This window comes from Polynucleobacter sp. HIN6, from assembly GCF_030297575.1.
Lineage (GTDB): Bacteria > Pseudomonadota > Gammaproteobacteria > Burkholderiales > Burkholderiaceae > Polynucleobacter.
In genome coordinates this window covers 1,543,803-1,564,826 of sequence record NZ_AP028137.1, presented here as the reverse complement: position 1 = coordinate 1,564,826, position 21,024 = coordinate 1,543,803, and the positions used below count along the sequence as shown (strand labels likewise).

General features: G+C 49.1%; 18 protein-coding genes. 6 read left to right on the top strand and 12 right to left on the bottom strand.

What is annotated here, in order from left to right; genetic code table 11:
• The first annotated feature begins 39 nt into the window (after window positions 1-39).
• Window positions 40-1,425: an adenylosuccinate lyase gene (gene purB, locus QUE66_RS07720; RefSeq protein ID WP_286223468.1), complete on the top strand. Its 1,386-nt coding sequence runs from the start codon at window positions 40-42 to the stop codon at window positions 1,423-1,425.
• The gene (waaA, locus tag QUE66_RS07715) at window positions 1,422-2,798 is read left to right on the top strand and encodes a lipid IV(A) 3-deoxy-D-manno-octulosonic acid transferase (protein ID WP_286223467.1); all 1,377 of its coding nucleotides are present in this window, start codon (window positions 1,422-1,424) and stop codon (window positions 2,796-2,798) included. The genes purB and waaA overlap by 4 nt, the downstream gene beginning before the upstream one ends.
• Here the strand turns inward: waaA and secF are convergent.
• From secF to queA, 5 genes are all read right to left on the bottom strand, one after another.
• Entirely contained in the window at window positions 2,776-3,750 is a 975-nt protein-coding gene (secF, locus tag QUE66_RS07710) for a protein translocase subunit SecF (RefSeq protein WP_286223466.1), read from the bottom strand. The genes waaA and secF overlap by 23 nt on opposite strands.
• A 3-nt stretch (window positions 3,751-3,753) precedes the next feature.
• Entirely contained in the window at window positions 3,754-5,613 is a 1,860-nt protein-coding gene (gene secD / locus QUE66_RS07705) for a protein translocase subunit SecD (protein ID WP_286223465.1), read from the bottom strand.
• Between the two features lie 40 nt (window positions 5,614-5,653).
• Window positions 5,654-5,983 carry a preprotein translocase subunit YajC gene (yajC, locus tag QUE66_RS07700; RefSeq protein WP_108508995.1) on the bottom strand — a complete coding sequence of 110 codons (330 nt, stop codon included), beginning with the start codon at window positions 5,981-5,983 and terminating at the stop codon, window positions 5,654-5,656.
• A gap of 88 nt (window positions 5,984-6,071) precedes the next feature.
• A complete protein-coding gene (gene tgt, locus QUE66_RS07695; protein ID WP_286223464.1) occupies window positions 6,072-7,226 on the bottom strand; it encodes a tRNA guanosine(34) transglycosylase Tgt in 1,155 nt (384 codons plus the stop codon).
• A gap of 12 nt (window positions 7,227-7,238) precedes the next feature.
• Window positions 7,239-8,300, bottom strand: coding sequence for a tRNA preQ1(34) S-adenosylmethionine ribosyltransferase-isomerase QueA (gene queA, locus QUE66_RS07690; protein WP_286223463.1), 1,062 nt, complete (start codon window positions 8,298-8,300; stop codon window positions 7,239-7,241).
• Window positions 8,301-8,330: 30 nt separating this feature from the next.
• On the opposite strand from queA, the gene recG reads away from it, so the two are divergent.
• The 3 genes from recG to ubiA are packed head-to-tail and all read left to right on the top strand — an operon-like array spanning window position 8,331 to window position 12,236.
• Window positions 8,331-10,439: an ATP-dependent DNA helicase RecG gene (recG, locus tag QUE66_RS07685; protein WP_286223462.1), complete on the top strand. Its 2,109-nt coding sequence runs from the start codon at window positions 8,331-8,333 to the stop codon at window positions 10,437-10,439.
• A 10-nt stretch (window positions 10,440-10,449) separates the two neighbouring features.
• Complete coding sequence (locus QUE66_RS07680) at window positions 10,450-11,376, top strand: LysR substrate-binding domain-containing protein (protein ID WP_286223461.1); 927 nt, start codon at window positions 10,450-10,452, stop codon at window positions 11,374-11,376.
• Window positions 11,376-12,236 (top strand): 4-hydroxybenzoate octaprenyltransferase, encoded by an 861-nt coding sequence (gene ubiA / locus QUE66_RS07675; protein ID WP_353506827.1) that lies wholly within the window; start codon window positions 11,376-11,378, stop codon window positions 12,234-12,236. Before QUE66_RS07680 ends, ubiA begins: the two co-directional genes overlap by 1 nt.
• Before the next feature lies 1 nt (window position 12,237).
• Here ubiA and proC read toward each other — a convergent pair whose 3' ends face one another.
• From proC to QUE66_RS07650, 5 genes are read right to left on the bottom strand one after another with little or no spacing between them, the layout of a single operon-like run.
• Window positions 12,238-13,086, bottom strand: coding sequence for a pyrroline-5-carboxylate reductase (proC, locus tag QUE66_RS07670; RefSeq protein ID WP_286223459.1), 849 nt, complete (start codon window positions 13,084-13,086; stop codon window positions 12,238-12,240).
• Window positions 13,083-13,817 carry a YggS family pyridoxal phosphate-dependent enzyme gene (locus QUE66_RS07665; RefSeq protein ID WP_286223458.1) on the bottom strand — a complete coding sequence of 245 codons (735 nt, stop codon included), beginning with the start codon at window positions 13,815-13,817 and terminating at the stop codon, window positions 13,083-13,085. The genes proC and QUE66_RS07665 overlap by 4 nt, the downstream gene beginning before the upstream one ends.
• The gene (gene glcF / locus QUE66_RS07660) at window positions 13,814-15,067 is read right to left on the bottom strand and encodes a glycolate oxidase subunit GlcF (protein ID WP_286223457.1); all 1,254 of its coding nucleotides are present in this window, start codon (window positions 15,065-15,067) and stop codon (window positions 13,814-13,816) included. The genes QUE66_RS07665 and glcF overlap by 4 nt, the downstream gene beginning before the upstream one ends.
• Window positions 15,068-15,069: 2 nt before the next feature.
• Window positions 15,070-16,203 carry a glycolate oxidase subunit GlcE gene (glcE, locus tag QUE66_RS07655; RefSeq protein WP_286223455.1) on the bottom strand — a complete coding sequence of 378 codons (1,134 nt, stop codon included), beginning with the start codon at window positions 16,201-16,203 and terminating at the stop codon, window positions 15,070-15,072.
• A 2-nt stretch (window positions 16,204-16,205) separates the two neighbouring features.
• Window positions 16,206-17,702, bottom strand: coding sequence for an FAD-linked oxidase C-terminal domain-containing protein (locus QUE66_RS07650; RefSeq protein ID WP_286223454.1), 1,497 nt, complete (start codon window positions 17,700-17,702; stop codon window positions 16,206-16,208).
• Between the two features lie 34 nt (window positions 17,703-17,736).
• On the opposite strand from QUE66_RS07650, the gene QUE66_RS07645 reads away from it, so the two are divergent.
• The gene (locus QUE66_RS07645) at window positions 17,737-18,309 is read left to right on the top strand and encodes a cob(I)yrinic acid a,c-diamide adenosyltransferase (protein WP_286223453.1); all 573 of its coding nucleotides are present in this window, start codon (window positions 17,737-17,739) and stop codon (window positions 18,307-18,309) included.
• Between the two features lie 48 nt (window positions 18,310-18,357).
• Here the strand turns inward: QUE66_RS07645 and QUE66_RS07640 are convergent, their stop codons facing one another.
• Together QUE66_RS07640 and tldD are read right to left on the bottom strand one after the other, a co-directional pair.
• The gene (locus tag QUE66_RS07640; protein ID WP_286223452.1) at window positions 18,358-19,479 is read right to left on the bottom strand and encodes a 3-deoxy-7-phosphoheptulonate synthase; all 1,122 of its coding nucleotides are present in this window, start codon (window positions 19,477-19,479) and stop codon (window positions 18,358-18,360) included.
• 57 nt (window positions 19,480-19,536) lie between these two features.
• Window positions 19,537-21,024, bottom strand: a complete 1,488-nt coding sequence (gene tldD, locus QUE66_RS07635; RefSeq protein WP_286223451.1) for a metalloprotease TldD — start codon at window positions 21,022-21,024, stop codon at window positions 19,537-19,539.

The window sequence follows — 21,024 nt, the reverse complement described above, 5'->3', positions numbered from 1 at the left end:
ATTAAAATCAAGTTTTGATTACTTTGTAACGAGAACCCCTTGTCCACCCTATCTTCATTAACGGCACTATCACCACTCGATGGCCGGTATGCAAAAAAACTTGATGCCCTGCGTCCTTGGCTATCTGAGGCAGCATTTATGCAACAGCGGGTGGTAGTCGAAATCCAATGGCTTTTGGCGCTGAGCGAGGCTAAGTTAGCCAATATTCCAAAGATTGATGCAGCCGATGAGGCTTTTCTCTTAAAACTAGCCAGTGATTTTTCAGAGGCAGATGCACAGCGTATCAAAGAGATCGAAGCGATTACCAATCACGATGTCAAGGCGGTTGAGTATTGGTTAAAAGAAAAAGTTGCGAAACGTCCAAAGTTGCTAAAAGCAAGTGAGTTCATTCACTTTGCTTGTACGTCGGAAGACATTAACAATACCTCGCATGGCCTGATGTTGCGGGGAGCGCGTGATCATGTATTGATTCCACAACTGCGTTTAATTTTGAAGGCTTTAAATGAGCTCGCGGTTCGGCATGCCACCATTCCAATGCTATCTAGAACCCATGGTCAGCCAGCCTCACCAACCACTTTGGGTAAGGAGATTGCCAATATGGCAAAACGCCTAGAGCGAGCGATTCAAGCGATTAGCAATGTCGCGCTACTTGGCAAGATGAACGGTGCGGTTGGTAACTACAACGCTCACTTGGCAGCGTATCCAGACTTTGACTGGGAGCAATTTGCTAGAGGGGTTGTCGAACAGCGGCTTGGTTTGGAATTTAATCCCTACACGATTCAGATTGAGCCCCATGATGGCATGGCTGAGTTATTTGATGCGATTGCCCGTGCCAATACGATTTTGCTCGATATCGATCGTGATTTCTGGGCCTATATTTCTCTGGGTTACTTTAAGCAAAAAACCAAGGCAGGGGAAATTGGTTCCTCTACTATGCCGCACAAAGTCAATCCAATTGATTTTGAGAACTCTGAGGGTAATCTTGGGATTGCGAACGCACTCCTGCGTCATTTAGCTGAAAAACTGCCGATTTCAAGATGGCAGCGTGACCTTACTGACTCTACCGTTTTACGAAATTTGGGCCCTGCATTTGGTCATAGCGTATTGGCGTATGACAGCGCTCTACGCGGCCTTTCTAAATTAGAGGTCAATGTTACGGCGATTGCATCTGATCTAAATGATTGCTGGGAAGTTCTCGCTGAGCCCATTCAAACGGTCATGCGCCGTTACGGGCTTGAGAACCCTTATGAGCAATTAAAGGATTTAACTCGCGGTAAGGCCATTACACGCGATGTATTGCAGCGTTTTATTAAAACCCTTGCGATTCCTGAGCCAGAGAAGAAGCGTTTACTAAAAATGACCCCTGCTTCATACACGGGCAAGGCCGCAGAGATGGCATCGCGATTGAAGCCTAGTAAGCGTTGAGTCGATCCAATCGCCCAGCTGCGCATTACCCCTTTGGCCTCTATTTTTTGTATGAGGCAATCTGGCATCTCTTAATACCCGTTGTTATTGCTCGCCTGTTATGGCGCAGTCGTCACCATCGAGGTTATCGTCAGCATATCGCCGAGCGCTTTGGATTCAATCAAACCAAGAAATTTCAGACCCGGCCGATATGGATTCATGCGGTCTCGGTTGGTGAAACGCATGCCACCCAAGCCTTAATCGAGACACTGCTCCATGAAGGCCACCCCATTCTTTTGACACACATGACTCCGACGGGGCGTGAGGCAGGCAGAGCACTCTATTGGAAAGCGATTCAACAAGGTCGGCTTGCGCAAGTCTATTTACCCTACGATATTTGTTGGGCGATCGAGCGTTTTCTGAAGCATTTTCAGCCCCGACTGGGCCTTCTTATGGAAACCGAGGCATGGCCCGGTTTTGTATTGCGCACGCGTCAACTAGAGATTCCTCTTTTTCTGATCAACGCGCGCCTATCCGAACGTAGCTTTCAGCGTGTACAGAGTTTTGGCAGAGCGGGCCAGACACTGTTCCAGTCGTTTGCAGGTATTTTGGCCCAGTCAGCCCATGATGCGAAGCGTTATCAAGCCCTTGGTGTTGAGAATGTGCAGATCGTTGGGAATATGAAGTTCGATATCGCCAGCCAACCTGAAACACGCGCCTTGGGAGAGCATTGGAAAAAAGCGGTTCAAGTTCAGGGGCGCCTTGTGGTTTGCGCAGCCAGTACCCGAGTCGGAGAAGAGGCAATCATTCTGGATGCCTGGAAGCATATTCTGAAGACCAACACTTGGTCTCATACGCCATTGCTCATCATCGTGCCACGCCATCCGGATCGATTCTCTGAGGTTGCTGATCTTATTTATCAATCAGGATTAGCCTTTGAGCGCCGCTCTGGTTTCAGTGATCCACGCTCCAGTGAAGAAATGGATCCATCCTTGCATTGGGCAAAGATTGACGTTTTGCTTGGCGACTCCATGGGTGAGATGGCGGCTTACTATGCCACTAGTGATTTTGTGGTGATGGGTGGCAGTCTATTGCCAACCGGTGGACAAAATTTAATTGAGGCCTGTGCAAATGGTTGCCCAGTGATTTTGGGCCCGTATACCTATAATTTTCAGAAGGCTAGCGAGGATGCGATTGCTTGTGGTGCTGCCATTCGAATCACTGGGGATTCTGAAATGGTGTTAATGGATGCCTTAGCAAGGGCGATCGAAAATCTTTTACTAAATACGGTGGAGCGAAACGAGCGAAGGGACCATGCACTTGAGTTTGCAGCTGAACATCAAGGCGCAACCCAACGAATCTTAGAGCAGCTTAGACCTGCGCTCCAAAGTTAGGATCATCGGGACGATTGTTTTCATTTGGCTTGCGATCCGCCTTGATGAGGTCCTCGCGCTTAATACCTAACCACATTGCAATAGCTGCGGCGACGAATACCGAGGAATAAATTCCAAACAAGATGCCAATCGTAAGCGCAAGGGCAAAATAGAAGAGGGACGGTCCACCAAAAATTAGCATTGCAACCACCATCATCTCGGTACTGCCGTGCGTGATGACGGTACGGCTGATGGTGCTGGTAATCGCGTTATCAATAATCTCACGCGGGCTCATCTTACGCTGCCGGCGAAAACTTTCGCGGATACGGTCAAAGATCACTACTGACTCGTTCACCGAGTAGCCAAGAACCGCCAATACAGCGGCGAGTACAGAGAGCGAAAACTCCCACTGGAAGAAGGCAAAGAATCCCAGAATGATCACCACATCATGCAGGTTCGCCAAGATACCAGCTACAGCAAATTTCCATTCAAAACGAAACGCGAGGTAAATCATGATGCCAATTACCACAAAGATCAGGGCTTTGATTCCATCGATTGCTAGTTCTTTTCCAACTTGAGGACCGACGTATTCAACGCGCTGCAGCTTCGCCCCAGAATTATTGGCCTCCAGTACTTGCATAACTGCAGTACTTTGCTGCGCGGACGGAATAACTTGACCGGTTTGATCGCGTTGCAAAGGCAAACGAATCATGACATCGCGCGAGCTTCCAAAGTTTTGTACTTGGGTATCGGTGTACCCAATTTTGGCAATCTGATCACGAATGGAGTCAAGGGGGGCGGTTTGTGGATAAGTAATCTCCATTACCGTACCGCCAGTAAATTCAATCGAGAGATGTAAGCCTTTTTGCCAAATAAAAAAGACAGCCGCTAAGAATGTAATAAACGAAAATGCATTGAGTAGCAATGCATGGCGCATGAAGGGAATATCTTTGCGGATTCGGAAAAATTCCATGATTTATTTCCCTTGTGGCCGCCAGACTTGGCCAATCGAAATCGACTGCAACTTCTTTTGACGTCCGTACCAAAGATTGACGATGCCACGCGCAAAGAATACGGCGGAGAACATGGAGGTCAAGATACCAAGGCAATGCACTACTGCAAAGCCTTTAATGGGACCTGAGCCAAAGGCAAGCAGGGCTAAACCAGCAATGAGTGTCGTGATATTGGAATCCAAGATCGTAGCCCACGCCTTATCAAAGCCAATCGCAATCGCTGTATGGGGAGCCGCACCATTGCGTAGCTCTTCCCGAATCCGCTCATTAATGAGAACGTTGGAGTCAATCGCCATACCAATCGCCAATGCCATCGCCGCAATGCCAGGCAGGGTGAGTGTGGCTTGTAGCATTGATAGTAAAGAAATTAAGAGAACTAAATTAACCCCAAGCGCAATGACTGAGAATGTGCCAAATAGCATGTAATAGGCAATCATGAAAATCGCGATCGCTGCAAAGCCATAGATGAGAGACGTAAATCCTTTTTCAATATTCTCAAGACCCAAGCTTGGACCAATGGTGCGTTCTTCAATAATTTCCATGGGAGCAGCCAAGGATCCGGCGCGCAAAAGGAGCGCAAGGTCATTGGCGCTTTCAGTAGTCGGCTGCCCAGTAATCTGGAACTTCGAGCCAAACTCGCTTTGAATCGTTGCAATTGTTAATACTTCACCCTTGCCCTTTTCAAACAGAATCATGCCCATGGGCTTACCAATGTTCTCCCGCGTTACCTCTTGCATCACTCGTCCGCCCGCGGCATCCAGTGAGATGTTGACAGAGGGGCGTTGGTTCTGATCGAAGCCAGCACTTGCATCGGTAATGCGATCGCCTGTGAAGATCACCGATTTTTTGAAGACGCCTAGGCGATTCTCGCCAAATCGAAATACATCGGTACCAGGTGGCGGGGTTTCATTGAGACCAATCGTTGAGGCGACTGGATCTGCGAGGCGGGATTCAAGGGTTGCAGTACGACCAATAATATCTTTGGCGCGCGCAGTATCTTGAACGCCTGGAAGTTGCACCACAATGCGCTCCGCCCCTTGTTGTTGAATCACCGGCTCTTTGACCGCTAATTCATTGACGCGTTTATTGAGGGTGATGATGTTTTGCTTGACAGCATTCTCTTGAACTTCTTTCAGTGCACTAGCCTTAAATCGCCCAACCAGTTTGGCGCCATCGGCTGATTTCTCCAGAAGCCATTCTAGATCAGCTTGAGGGCCTGCTAGTGCCGCGCGGGCAGCATCTGCTTCTGTAGTCGATCCAAAGCGAATCGTAATGGCGTCGCCTGCGCGCTCAATGCCTTGATGACGAATCCCTTTATCACGCAGTTGTCCACGAATATCAGTCGCCAAGGAAGTCAGTTTCTTCTGGACTGCTCCTTGCATATCAACTTGCAACAAGAAATACACACCACCACGCAGGTCAAGACCCAAAGGCATAGGAAGAGCATTAATTGAGCTAAGCCAATTGGGTGTATTGGAGAGAAGATTGAGCGCCACAATATAGTTGGGCTCTTTGGGATCCACATTGAGCTTCTGATTAATTAAATCCCGTGCTTTGAGTTGTGTATCGGTATTTTCAAAGCGAATCTTGATGCTACCGACATTCCCAGTGCGCTCAAAGAAAATCCCCGTGTTTTGAATACTTGACTCGTTCAGCAGTGACTCAATCCGAGATTGGGTAGTGAGGTCGACCTTGATCGTAGGTTTGGCTGCGGAGATTTGAACTGCGGGTGCCTCACCAAAGATATTGGGTAAGGCATACAAAAAACCAATGACGAGAGCTACCCCAATAACAAGGTATTTCCAAAGGGGGTAGCGATTCATAGTGCTGGCTTAGTGAGCGCCAATAAAGCGCCCTGATTTATTAAACGGATTTAATCGTACCTTTGGGTAGAACGCTCGTTACTGCATTCTTTTGCATCTGCACTTCGGTACCTGGAACTAGCTCAAGGGTTACGTACTGATCTTTAACAGCAGTGACTTTCCCCAAAATACCACCGGCAGTAATGACCTCATCGCCAGCAGCAAGTGCCTCGAGCATCGCTTTGGTCTCTTTCTGCCGCTTCATCTGTGGACGAATCATGATGAAATAAAGCACCACGAACATAAGGATTAAGGGAATAAAACTCATTAATCCACCAGCATCACCACCTGCAGCAGGCGCGCTTTGCGCAAAAGCATTGCTAATCAACATCTTGGGGCCTCCAATTAATTACGACACATAAGCCGCAATTCTAAACCGACTGGCGCTCAGCCGGGATTTTGAGACTAACCCTAAAGCCTTAGTCTTGGTGGGGCTCAATGCCGCGTTGGCGTTGGCGATGAAACAGGGCTTTAAATTGCGAGAAAACCCCCTCTTTAAGAGCAGAGCGAATACCTTCCATGAGCTCAAGGTAGTAGTGAAGATTATGGATCGTATTTAACTGAGCCCCGAGGATTTCATTGGCTTTTTGGAGGTGATGCAGATACGAGCGGGTAAAGTGTCGGCAGGTATAGCAGGCGCATTGCATATCAATCGGTCGATCATCGTCACGGTAGCCGGCATTGCGAAGTTTGAGATCCCCAAAGCGGGTAAATAGCCAACCGTTTCGGGCGTTACGCGTTGGCATCACGCAATCAAACATATCAATCCCCATGCTGACCCCAAGCACTAAATCTTCAGGGGTTCCAACCCCCATCAGGTAATGCGGTAAGTGTTTGGGTAGGCGCGGCCCCGTATGACTCAAGATGCGCTCAAATTCAGGCTTGGGTTCGCCAACCGATAGACCCCCAATCGCAATCCCATCAAAGCCTTGAGTGGCTACACCCGCGAGTGATTCGTCTCGAAGTGTTTCATACATGCCACCCTGAACAATTCCAAATAGGGCATTACCGGTTTCGAGTTCTCGAAAGCGCTTGATCGAGCGCTCGCCCCAACGTAGTGACAGTTGCAGAGATTCACTCGCGGATTTTTCGGAAGTGGGCTGCCCTTGAGTTTCATAGGGTGTGCATTCATCAAATTGCATTGCAATATCGCTATTGAGCGTTGCCTGAATCTCCATGGATACTTCTGGCGACATAAATAATTTATCGCCATTAATCGGCGAAGAGAAGGTGACGCCATCCTCGGTAATTTTGCGAAGAGCGCCCAAGCTAAATACCTGAAAGCCTCCTGAGTCAGTTAGGATCGGTTTATCCCAGCCCATAAATCGATGCAGGCCGCCATGTTTACGAATGACATCCAAGCCAGGACGCAGCCACAAGTGAAAGGTATTGCCCAAGATAATTTGGGCTTGCATTTCGTGTAGGTCACGAGGGGTAACGGCTTTTACGGTACCGTAGGTGCCTACTGGCATAAAAATAGGAGTTTGAACCTCACCATGGGGTAGGCGCATTTTCCCAAGACGCGCGTGGCTATCGGCGTCCTCTTTAATGCATGTGAATTCGAGTGGGCTCATACCCGCATTGTCTCAGGTTCGCCGTAGGAACATCGCGTCACCATAGCTAAAGAAACGGTAGCGCTCGCGAATAGCATGTGCATAGGCGTAGCGAATCGCATCGACTCCAGCAAAGGCACTAACAAGCATGAGAAGTGTTGACTTTGGTAAATGAAAATTCGTGATGAGTGCGTCGACGATTTTGAACTCAAAGCCAGGCGTAATAAATAAATTCGTTTCACCTTCAAGTTGACCGGTGATGGCATAACTTTCCAGTGTTCGAATGCTTGTAGTGCCCACAGCAATCACCTTGCCCTGATTTTGTTTGGTACGTTCAATTGCCTCTATCGTATTTTTCGGGATTGAGTACCACTCGTAGTGCATTTGATGGAGCGCCAAGTCCTCATGCCGGACTGGGGTAAATGTCCCTGCGCCAACGTGCAAGGTAATAGCTGCTTGTTGTACCCCATGATCCCGTAGGCGCTTGAGTAGAGCCTCATCAAAATGCAAGCCCGCGGTTGGAGCGGCTACCGCTCCGGGTTTTTGAGCCATCACCGTTTGGTATCGATTGGCATCTTCCTCATCGGGTGTGTGGCTAATGTAGGGAGGTAATGGGAGTTCACCATAGCTCTCTAATACAGACATTGCATTCTCAGGAAATAAAATTTCGTAGAAATCACTATTGCCACCAATATTGACTCGACCATTCACCACGAGTTCTGGGGCGGTCTCAGGCGCGACTATGTCCGAATAGGCACGCAGCCGAATTTTTCCACCAGGTTTTGGGACCTTGGATGCACGAATTTGAGCAATCGCTTGATTGGGCCCCGTGATGCGTTCAATCAAAACCTCAACCTGTCCACCGGTTTCCTTTTGGCCAAACAGGCGGGCCGGAATAACTCGGGTGTCATTAAAAATAAGGAGATCGTTTGGACCAATTAATTGGACAATATCGGTAAATGAACGATCAATGCACTCAGGTCTCCCATCCGCAGTCTGCGCTAGCTCCAAGAGCCGGCTGGCGGATCGTTGTGGAAGAGGATGCTGAGCGATTAGCTCAGGCGGGAGGTCGTAGTTGAAGTCGGATAATTGCATGGCATTACTATCGGTGTTGGGATTCTAACCATGAGAGCCAAGTCCAACACAAAAGCACCTAAAACACCGAGCCGTGAGGGGTCTCCTAATCTACTCGAGAAAATGGGGCTGACTACGCCTGCCGCATTGGCTCTTCATTTGCCTATTCGTTACGAGGATGAAACCGAGCTGTGGACGATTGACGAGGCCTGTGCATCTTCATTCCAAGGTCCCGTTCAAACCCAAGGGCGAGTGATTCGTAGTCAAGTCGTTTATCGACCCCGTCGCCAGCTTTTAGTGACGATCGAGGACGCTACAGGTAGCTTAAACCTTCGTTGGTTAAATTTTTACCCCAGTCAACAAAAACAAATGGCAGTTGGGGTCCATGTACGGGTTCGGGGTGATATTCGGGATGGTTATTTCGGCCCAGAAATCGTCCACCCGACGGTGCGCGTTGTATCGCCTGATACACCCTTGCCCAAAAGCCTAACCCCGGTGTATTCGGTGATTGCGGGAGTGAGTCAGGCCAAAATTCGTAAGGCAGTACTCAATGCCTTGAAGGATCCCGGCTTAGAAGCCTGGTTGGCAGAAACAATTCCGCAGAGCGCTTTAAGCCCTGCCGCACAAAGCGTGATGAAGTGGAGCCTACGAGATTCCATCTATTACTTACATCAGCCACCGGTTGATGCTGATACTCAATCCATCATTGAGCGAACCCATCCCGCTTGGCGTCGGGTGCAATTGGAAGAACTCCTTGCGCAACAAATTTCTTTAAAGCGAGCGCATGCTACTCGCAGAGCGCGTCCTGCGCCGCCAAAACAATCGAGCTCACCAAAGAAATTAGAAAACCTTCCTTTACAACTGATGCGCTCCCTGGCGTTCGAGCTCACCAATGCACAGCAACGAGTATGGTCGGAGATTACCCATGATCTATCCGAACCATTTCCCATGAATCGTCTTTTGCAAGGTGATGTTGGGAGCGGTAAAACCATCATCGCAGCTCTAGCCAGCGCACAGATAGTGGAGCGCTCATTTCAGGCGGCCATCATGGCGCCTACTGAAATTTTGGCAGAACAGCATTACTGGAAATTTAAGGAGTGGTTTGAGCCACTCGGCATTTGTGTGGTTTGGTTATCGGGTGGCATGAAAGGGAAAGAAAAAAAACATGCACAAGAAATGATTGCATCGGGTACAGCTCAAATCATTGTGGGAACGCATGCGCTCATTCAGGATGCCGTTCAATTCGCCGCACTGGGATTGGCAGTGATTGATGAGCAACATCGTTTTGGGGTTCGTCAGCGCCTGGAGATCACTCAGCGTATTGGTTCAGAAACTTACTACTGCCACCAACTCATGATGTCTGCTACCCCGATCCCGCGAACCCTGGCAATGACCTATTATGCCGATCTCGATGTCTCGGTCATCGACGAGTTACCACCGGGACGACAAGCAATTACCACCAAATTGGTTAAAGATGCTAGGCGCCACGAGGTGATTGAGGGTTTGAAGCAGTGGTTGCAAAAGGGTCTTCAGGCCTATTGGGTTTGCCCGCTGATTGAAGAGTCAGAAGCCTTGCAATTACAAACAGCAGTTGCTAGTCATGCTGAGTTATCTGAATATTTATCCGAATACAAGCTAGCTTTGATTCATGGGCGTCTGAAAGCGGATGAGAAAGCGGCCATTATGGCCGCCTTCAAAGCCGGTCAGATTGACGTATTGGTGGCAACCACGGTGATTGAGGTTGGAGTAGATGTTCCCAATGCTGCACTAATGGTGATCGAGCATGCTGAACGCTTTGGTTATGCACAGATCCATCAATTGCGAGGTCGTGTTGGCAGGGGCTCTAATCAGTCAGCCTGCATCTTGATGTATTCCGAGCCTCTATCCTTGGCTGCTAAAGAACGTTTGCAGACCCTACGCGAGGTTTCTGATGGATTTGTAATTGCGGAGCGCGATCTTGCTTTGCGTGGTCCTGGCGAGCTTTTGGGAGCAAGGCAGTCGGGTGAAGCCATGTTGCGCTTTGTCGATTTACAGCGCGATGCCTGGTTAATTCAGGTTGCACAAGAGCTTGCTGAGCATTGGTTACGCGCCTACCCAGAGCTGGTTGAAGCGCATTTGGGACGCTGGCTGGGTTCGCGCACAGATTTTCTAAAGGCCTGATAATAAGCATATGACCTTAACTGAACTTCGTTACATCGTTGCAGTTGCTCGTGAGCGCCATTTTGGACGTGCCGCTGAAGCCTGTCATGTATCGCAACCCACTTTATCGGTTGCGATTAAAAAGTTAGAAGAAGAATTGCAAACCCAAATATTTGAGCGCACTAGTTCAGACGTGGCTCTCACAACCCTTGGTGCCGTGATTATTCAGCAGGCACAACGGGTACTCGAGGAAGCCAACGCACTCAAGCATCTTGCAAAGCATGGGCAGGATCCCCTATCTGGACCGTTGCGACTTGGTGCAATTTATACCGTCGCTCCTTATTTGCTACCCAGTCTCGTTCGTGTAGCACGCGACACCTTACCGAAGGCCCCATTATTTTTGGAAGAAAACTTTACGGTCCGTTTAATCGAGATGTTGCGTCAAGGAGAGCTTGACTGTGCCATTTTGGCGGACCCATTTCCAAGTGCTGGCTTGGATTTTGTTGATCTCTATGAAGAACCTTTCTTGGTGGCGATCCCTAAAGGGCATGAATGGTCAGACCGAACATCGATTGGCCAAAAAGAACTGAAGGAACAAAATACACTCTTGCTAGGGGCAGGCCATTGCTTTCGGGATCATGTGCTGGGCGTTTGCCCAGAACTCAATCGATTTGGCACAGGCCTAACGCTTGGGGAGCATCGTAGTTTTGAGGGATCCTCGCTAGAGACCATCCGACAAATGGTCGCCGGCGGAATCGGAATTACGGTCTTGCCGCGCACCTCAGTCAGTAATCCAAATGATCGTGACGGATTGATCCTCTACATCCCATTTGAATCACCTGAGCCAACGCGGCGCGTTAGTTTGGTCTGGCGTAAAGGCTATCCCAGGGTTGAGGCTATGAAGGCGATTGCTCGGACCATTCGAGCGTGCGACTTACCTGGAGCGAGGTTGCTCTGATTTCTGGGCGTTTGCAGTCGTATATTCATCTGGTGCGCTTGAATAAGCCCATCGGCATTCTTTTACTACTGTGGCCAACACTTTGGGGCCTTTGGATTGCAAGCGACGGTTTTCCAAACCCAATCATCCTATTGATCTTTTGCTTGGGAACGGTCTTGATGCGCAGTGCTGGTTGCGCGATTAATGACTATGCTGACCGTCATTTTGATAAGCACGTAGAACGTACACAGCATCGCCCCCTCACCAGTGGAAAAATATCTAAGTACGAGGCAATTGCAATCGCCGTGATTTTGGCATTGATCTCATTTGGATTGATTCAGCCTTTAAATGGCTTGACCAAGCAGTTATCGGTTGTGGCAGTTCTCTTAGCAGCCATTTATCCCTTTACGAAACGCTTCTTTTCAATCCCTCAAGCAATCCTTGGCCTGGCATTTGGTTTTGGTATTCCCATGGCGTTTGCAGCGGTTCAAAATCACATACCACTGGAAGCCTGGATTTTATTTACTGGGAATGTTTTTTGGGCGATTGCCTACGATACTGCCTATGCCATGGTCGATCGCGATGATGATCTACGCTTGGGACTTAAAACGTCTGCCATTACCTTTGGGCGGTTTGATGTGACCGCAATCTCGATTTGTTATGGGCTCTTGTTGGCTTCCCAAATATGGGTGGCCGAAATGATTGAGCTGAGTTCTTGGTTCTATGTGGGTTGGTTCTTAGCGCTCGGTTGCGCTATCTATGAACTGCGACTCGTTGCCACTCGGCAGCGCGAAGCATGCTTTAAAGCCTTCTTACACAACAATTGGTTGGGGGCTGCGCTCTTTTTAGGAATTGTGCTTGGGCTAGCGCTGCGCTCGTAGTCTAGGATTGCCCAAATTCTTTCGCCATGGCCGCCCCACGTTTTTGAGCAGCCAGTAGGGCGTCTTGCAAAATCGCTGCCCACTGCCGTTGATCAAGGACCTCCAGTGCAGCAGCAGTAGTTCCACCTTTAGAGGTCACTTTTTGACGAAGACTCGCAGGGGATTCGGAAGACTGGAGAGCAAGGGTGGTCGCGCCCATCAGAGTTTGATTAGCCAACTCTCGAGCGATCTCTGGCGCAAGCCCCATCTTCTCCCCCCCAGCTTGAAGGGCTTCTAAAAAAGCAAATACATATGCCGGGCCGCTTCCTGATAAGGCGGTCACCGCATCCATTTGGGATTCATCAGAGACCCAAATGACTTTACCAACAGCGGAGCCAATCATTTGAGCGTATTTGCGTTGCTGCTCACTGACGCAAGCTGGTGCAAATAAACCGGTGATCCCTTGATTAATCAGGGCAGGGGTATTGGGCATGGCACGAATGCATGCGGAGTATTCAAGCCAGCGTGACATATCAGCAATTTGGATTCCGGCTGCAATGCTCAGGATCACGGGGCCATGAGCAACAGTTTGCAAATACTTACTGAGTTCAGTGGCTGCGGTCTTAAAGTCTTGGGGCTTGATGGCTAAAACAATGATGTGTGCTGTCTCAATTTTCTGACGCGCATCGCTTACAGCCGCATAGGTTGGAATCAAAAAATCATTCTCAAGCAGTTTGGCAGTTTGTGCTTGAGGTTCAATCACGCAAATGGACTTTGAGTTGGCCCCTTGCTGCAAGAGACCACCAATAATCGCTCTGGCCATATTGCCACCACCAATAAATACGGTATTCATCGGTTGGATATTTGTCATGACTCTATCTTAGCGCTTTGTTTGCGCTCTCCAAAAATTGCACTACCAACGCGCACCATCGTGGCACCCTCAGCAATCGCCGCCTCAAGATCGTCGGACATTCCCATGGAAAGGGTATCAAAGTCTTCAAAACCAGCCACTCTTTGAGTTTGCATCCGAATATCCTCAAACAAGTGCCGCATTGCTGCAAAAGCTTCATGCTGCTCGGCCTCATTGGAACTGGGAGCTGGGATAGCCATAAGACCTCGCAATACCAAGCCCGGAAGCGAAGCTACCACCTTACACAGTTGCAAGGTATCGCTTGGCATTACACCCGACTTACTTTCTTCTTGACTGATATTGACCTGAACGCATGCCTGAAGGGGGCCCAGACGACTATGGGCTTGTCGTTGATCCGAGAGCCGTTGCGCAATTTTCTCGCGATCAATGGTGTGAATCCAATCAAAGTGTTGGGCGATATCTGATGTTTTATTACTTTGCAGCGGACCAATAAAATGCCACTCCAGCCATGGACGCAGTTGATCGAGTCGTTGAATCTTTTCGACTGCCTCCTGGACATAATTTTCACCAAAGGCTTTTTGACCAGCATGCATCGCTTCCTCAATCGCGCTCGCCGGAAAGGTTTTGCTAACAGCAATTAATTCAATTAACTCAGGATCCCGACCACAGTGTTCAGCGGCTGCATCAATGCGATGCCGAACAGCCATCAGGCGATCAGTAATCCGACTCATGGGTTTTTTGGCAACAATTGATCGATGATTTCAATCCAATGGCGCACAGGTAGATCATCTTGATGTAAATGACTAATGCAGCCAATATTGCCAGAGACGATTGTTTTGGCTCCTGATTGCGTACAGGCAGCCTCAAGATTTTGAAGTTTCTGAGCCCGTAATTGCTCAGAAAGATTGGCTTGCAAAATCGAGTATGTACCCGCTGAGCCGCAGCATAGATGGCTGTCAGCACATAAATGCACTGAAATCCCCAGACTTTCGAGAAGACCTTCTACCTTCCCGCGAATTTGTTGACCATGCTGCAATGTGCATGGAGGATGGTAAACCACACCAGGTTTTGGATGTGCGCCAATTCGACTAATTAATGCGTCTTTAAACTCAGGTAAGAGCTCCGAAACATCTTTACATAATTGCGAGACACGCTCTGCTTTGTTTGCATAGACAGGATCATCCGCCAATAAATGACCATAGTCTTTGACCATCACTCCGCAGCCCGACGCATTCATCACAATCGCTTCTACTGAGTCCTTGCCATTCTCAATGAATGGCCACCACGCATCGATATTGCGTTTCGCATCCGCCAGACCGCCGACTTGATCATTGAGGTGATACCGTAGCGCACCACAGCAACCCGCTTTGGGGGCACTAATTAACTGAACACCTAAAGCATCAAACACCCGTAGTGTGGCATGGTTAATGTTAGGTAGCATGCCAGGCTGAACACAGCCATCGAGCATGAGCATTTTGCGGTTGTGCTGTTGATTGGGCTTTGGACCTGCTGGCAAGCCATTGGGAACCTTACGAGCCAGGGAGGCGGGCATCAGTGGACGCATGATGCGACCAATGCGCATCGCTGAATCAAATAAAGGTTTGTTAGTTAACCCTTCTTTTAATAGCCAACGCGTTAACTTCTGCCCAACGGGGCGAGGGGCTGTCTTTTCTTCGGCCCACTTACGGCCAATATCAACTAACTTGCCATACTCCACACCGCTGGGACAGGTGCTTTCGCAATTTCGACACGTTAAACAACGATCCAAATGGGTTCGGGTCTTTTCCGTGGGAGCCTGACCTTCAGCAATTTGTTTGATCAAATAAATGCGACCACGAGGCCCATCCAACTCATCACCCAAAAGTTGATAGGTTGGACAAGTTGCTGTACAAAACCCGCAATGTACGCATTTGCCTAATATACGTTTTGCTTCAATACCATCAACAGTATTGATGAACTCAGGAGCTAATTTTGTTTCCATACTTAAGGTAGGCGCCCAGTGGTAAATACGCCAAAGGGATCAAAGGAATGGCGCAAGCGTTTTTGTACAGCCTCTAATCCGGCAGTTAGTGGATTGGATTCCAAACGTGTAAAGCGTTCAAACCCATCGGCATTCAAGGATCGAAAGCAGGTCGCATGCCCGCCATGCTGTAGTGCGAGTTTTTGTAACACGTTCGCCGTTGATTGATTAGCAGGACCTTGAATCCAACGCTCTTGTCCATGCCACTCCATCATGATTGCTGGTGAGCAATCCTTAGGTATCTCCAGCACTGGGCAGTTGGCAGGCAAGGAGAGTCGCCAAAGTGCATGATGATTTGGCATTTGAGTAAACCAAGAAAGCTGCTGCTCACGAAGATTACGCCAAAATAGATCAGCCTCTAAATCATCGAGTACGGTAGCGCCAAGTCGATCTTGTATCATTTGACTAGCAGAGGTGACCGCCGCCTTAGCGCCTGCCAATCGAATCGTTAGCTCGCCTTCATCACCTGCATGACCGATCCATACGCTGGCGTTGAGCGGTAAAGGTTGTCCAGCCCATTCATTGAGTACTTTTAATGCATTGGCAGCGCCTGTCTTGCAGCGTAGACTCGCAGTGGCAGCGGGCTTTGGCAGTACTTTTACAGAGGCCTCCAAAAGCAGAGCGAGCGTTCCTAGTGAACCCGGTAGCAGGCGCGAGACATCGTAACCGGCGACGTTTTTCATGACCTTGCCGCCAAAGGATAGGTCTTCACCGCGACCATCCATGAGTCGAGTTCCCAAAACAAAGTCCCGTAAATTTCCGGCGCTAATGCGAGCAGGGCCAGCGAGGCCCGCAGCAATCACACCCCCAAAAGTCGCATCTTCTCCAAAGTGGGGCGGCTCAAACGGCAGAATCTGATTATTTTTGGCCAAGGTTGACTCGATTTCTGCAATCGGTGTGCCAGCGCACGCCGTGATTACTAACTCCTCAGGTTGGTAATCTAATATCCCCTGATACGGTTTCGTACTCAAAATGGGAGACTGGTTTGGGTTGCCGTACCATGATTTTGTATTACCACCTTGAATCGATAGCACCTGATTCTGTTTACCAGCCTCAATAATTTGCTCACGAAACTGGGATAGTACGGTTTCGTTCATGCCTAGAAGCGCTCCAATTCGGGGTGGGGCAATACACCACCGCTGACACGCATCCGTCCATATTCGGCACAGCGATTAAGAGTTGGAATGGCTTTATCAGGATTTAAAAGACGATCTGGATCAAATGCTGCTTTAACCCCCCAAAAACGCTCACGCTCTTGTTCGCCAAATTGAACACACATGGAATTAATCTTCTCGATCCCCACACCATGTTCACCGGTGATGGTGCCCCCGAGCTCAACACAGGCCTCAAGGATTTCAGTACCAAACTCTTCAGCCCGATGCCACTCATCCAGATCGGCACCATTAAACAAAATGAGGGGGTGCATATTGCCATCTCCCGCATGAAAGACATTGAGACAGCCCAGACCATATTTGGCCTCCATGCCTTTGATGCGCTTGAGTAGAGTTGCAATATGACGCCTTGGAATGGTTCCATCCATGCAGTAATAATCTGCCGCAATCCGACCAGCGGCGGGGAAGGCATTCTTGCGTCCACTCCAAAAGCGCAAACGTTCTGCCTCACTTTCAGACACTTGAATGCGACTAGCCCCTTGCTTTTCTAACACGGCATTCATGCGTGCGATTTCTTCTTCGACTTCTTCGGGGGTTCCATCCGATTCGCATAATAAGATTGCTTCTGCGTTGAGGTCATAGCCAGCATGCACAAACTCCTCAACAGCACGCGTGGTTGGTTTATCCATCATCTCTAAACCAGCTGGAATAATCCCCGCAGCAATGATGGCGGCGACTGCATTACCACCTTTTTCAATATCATCAAAGCTGGCCATAATGACGCGTGCTAATTTTGGTTTTGGTACGAGCTTCACAGTAATTTCTGTGACGATACCGAGCATTCCTTCGCTACCAATCAATACAGCTAACAAATCCAAACCTGGTGAATCTGGTGCCATACTGCCAAATTCCACCACATCACCATTCATGAGGACGGCACGGACCCGCAATACATTGTGAAGCGTCAAGCCATACTTTAAGCAGTGCACGCCACCTGAGTTCTCATTGACATTTCCGCCAATCGAGCAAGCAATTTGCGAGGATGGATCAGGCGCATAGTACAAACCATGCTTTGCGACCGCTTCTGAGATTGCCAGGTTACGGACACCTGGTTGTACGACCGCAGTGCGTGTAAAGGGATCGACCTGCAAAATCTTTTTGAACTTGGCTAACGATAAAACCAAGCCTTGTTCAATTGGCATTGCACCGCCTGAGAGACCGGTGCCCGAGCCGCGGGGTACTACAGGAACCCCCAGGGCTTTGCAGACCTTCAGAATATTCACCACTTGCTCTTCATTCTCAGGAAGCGCTACTGCTAGGGGCATTTTGCGATAAGCCGCCAAGCCATCGCATTCATAGGGAATGGTGTCCTCGGGCTGCCAAAGCAGGGCATCATCCCCTAGAAATGGCCGTAAGGCATCGACCAAAATAGCCTGTTTGGCCTGTAGAGATTGGATTTCAGCAGAAGAAGCGGGGGCATTCATGCGTCTATTTTAGCCATTTACCTATAATCTGTTCATGGGAAATCGACTATCAAAAATTGCAACCCGAACTGGTGATGCCGGTATGACTGGCCTTGGTGACGGTAGCCGAGTTGAAAAAGATCATTTACGCATCTGTGCGATGGGCGATGTGGATGAGCTCAACTCCCAAATTGGGGTTTTGATGACCGAAGATCTCCCTCCATCAATTGCTTCTGATCTTCAGGGATTACTCCTGCGAGTCCAGCATGATTTATTCGACTTGGGTGGAGAGCTTTGTATTCCTAATTACACCCTATTAAAAATTGAGCAAGTCGAACAGCTCGATACTTGGTTAGCTTACTACAACGCCAATCTGCCTCCGCTAAAAGAATTTATCTTGCCAGGAGGAAGCCGTGCAGCAGCTCAAGCGCATGTCTGTCGAACGGTTTGTCGACGCGCTGAACGCTCGATTGTTAAGTTGGGTTGGGTTGACCCAATTGCGGACTCGCCGCGTCAATACGTGAATCGCTTATCCGACCTTCTATTTGTGATTGCCCGGGTTTTAAACCAAGCCGCTGGTGGTCAAGACGTACTGTGGAAGAATCAAAATAAAGCACAAGACAACTAGAAAGAAAAAACGCGGCCTAAAGCCGCGTTCCTAATAAATAAAACATAACTAGGCGCGCCGCCGCTTGCGAACCGCTTGGGCAAGACGTTCAAGCACCTTCACAGAATCATCCCAGTTAATGCAGGCATCGGTAATACTCTTGCCATATTCCAGCTGTTTTGGATCATCCTTGCCGGGTGTGAACTTCTGAGCGCCGGCGTTTAGATGGCTTTCAATCATCACCCCAAAAATCTTACGGGATCCACGCTCGATTTGTTCAGCAACATTATTAGCAACATCGATTTGCCGTTGATGCTGTTTACTTGAATTGGCATGCGATAGATCAACCATCAAAGAGGCTGGTAACTTTGCAGCTTCTAGTTCAGCACACGCTGCCTCAACATACTTTGCTTCGTAATTGGGTTCTTTGCCACCGCGCAGAATCACGTGACAGTCTTTATTGCCCTTAGTTTCAACGATTGCAACCTGACCATTTTTATGTACCGATAAAAAATGATGTGGCCGATGCGCCGCTTGAATCGCATCGGTTGCAATTTTGATATTGCCATCAGTACCGTTTTTAAATCCGATTGGCGCAGATAATCCAGAACTCAGTTCGCGATGAACTTGACTCTCTGTCGTTCTGGCGCCGATTGCACCCCATGAAATTAGATCTGCAATGTATTGAGGCGAGATCACATCCAGGAACTCGCTGCCGGCTGGCATGCCCAAGCGATTAATTTCCATGAGTACTTGGCGCGCAATACGCAGGCCTTCTTCAATCTTAAAACTCTCATCGAGATAGGGGTCGTTGATGAGTCCCTTCCAACCAACTGTCGTGCGGGGTTTCTCAAAATAGACGCGCATGACAATTTCTAGATCGTCTGCTAAGCGAGTACGCTCTTTCATGAGGCGTTGGCAATATTCCAATGCTGCGGAAGGATCATGGATCGAGCAAGGACCAATGATTACTAGGAGGCGATCATCCTTGCCATGAATTAGGTTCCGTATTTTGTCCCGAGTACGCCCGATTAATTTTTCAGTTGGAGTACCTACGATTGGAAAAAACCGAATTAAATGCTCGGGAGGCGGCAAAACAGTAATGTTGCCGACACGTTGATCATCGGTCGCAGAGGTTTTATCTAAGCTTGCGTACCAGTTTTCTTGGGGGGTATGGGGTTTTGTACTCATACCCTCTATTCTAAAGCCTCGTAGAGGTCGGTGCGATCCAATACAAACGCATGCAAATCAAGCCGTGCCCCCAACGGTCATCTCATCAATGCGCAAGGTTGGCTGACCCACACCAACCGGGACGCTTTGCCCTTCTTTGCCGCATACGCCCACCCCGCTATCTAGACGAAGGTCGTTGCCGATCATGCTCACTTGCTTGAGAGATTCTGGGCCGTTGCCAATAATGGTTGCGCCTTTGACGGGGTATTGGATCTTGCCTTTTTCCACCCAATACGCCACCGAGGCAGAGAATACAAATTTGCCACTCGTGATATCAACTTGCCCACCACCAAAGTTCACAGCATAGAGACCTCGATCAATGCTGGCCACAATCTCTTCTGGGTCATATTGACCAGATAGCATGTAGGTATTGGTCATACGGGGTAGGGGCAGCGAGGCAAAGCTCTCACGCCGTCCATTGCCTGTTAGTGGCATTCCCATCAAGCGTGCATTCAGACTATCTTGAATATAGCCCTTTAAAACACCGTCTTCAATCAGGGTGGTGCATTGCGTGGGTGTACCCTCATCATCCATATTGAGAGAGCCGCGACGTCCGCTGAGAGTTCCATCATCAACCACCGTGACACCCTTAGCGGCTACACGCTGACCAATGCGTCCAGAGAACGCAGAAGATCCTTTGCGATTAAAGTCTCCTTCGAGGCCGTGACCAATGGCTTCATGCAGCAGTACACCGGGCCATCCCGGCCCCATCACAACGGTCATTGGACCTGCAGGTGCTGGACGGGAATCGAGATTTAGGAGGGCCTGATCAACTGCTTCGTCGACCCACTGATCGATACGCTGGGTATCAAAAAAACCGTAGTCGGCGCGTGCTCCACCGCCGGCAGAGCCGGATTCTCGACGACCATTTTGCTCGGTAATGACATGGATGGATACTCGTACAAGCGGGCGAATATCGGCAGCTAATAAGCCATTCGAGCGAGCTACCATGACGACATCAAACTCACCCGCAAGACTAGCCATCACCTGAATGATGCGTGGGTCACGTGCCTTCGCGCGCCGCTCAATCCCCTCTAAGAGCGCAATTTTTTCTGGGGGCGTTAATGAGTCCAGAGGGTTGTGGGCGCTGTATAGAGTTGGATTGGTATGGGTCGATGCAGAAAGTGGGGCGCGGACTTTAATCTTGCCACCCTTGGGGCCAATCACACGAGTAGCATGGGCAGCCTTTAATAAAGCTTCAGAGCTAATCACATCCGAGTAAGCAAATGCCGTTTTATCCCCCGAAATCGCACGAATACCAACACCTTGATCAATATTGAAACTACCGGATTTGACAATCCCTTCCTCTAAACTCCATTGTTCGCTACGTGTGTGCTGAAAATATAAATCCGCATCATCTAAGCGATGCGCATGCATCACCCCAAACAGTTGATCAAGATCAGAAGGACTGAGGCCATTGGGCTTGAGTAAAAAAGAATGGGCAATGTCGAGAGCCTCTTGTGGGCTTGCAGTTGTTGCAAGGTTTGGGATAGCGAGTGAGTTCAT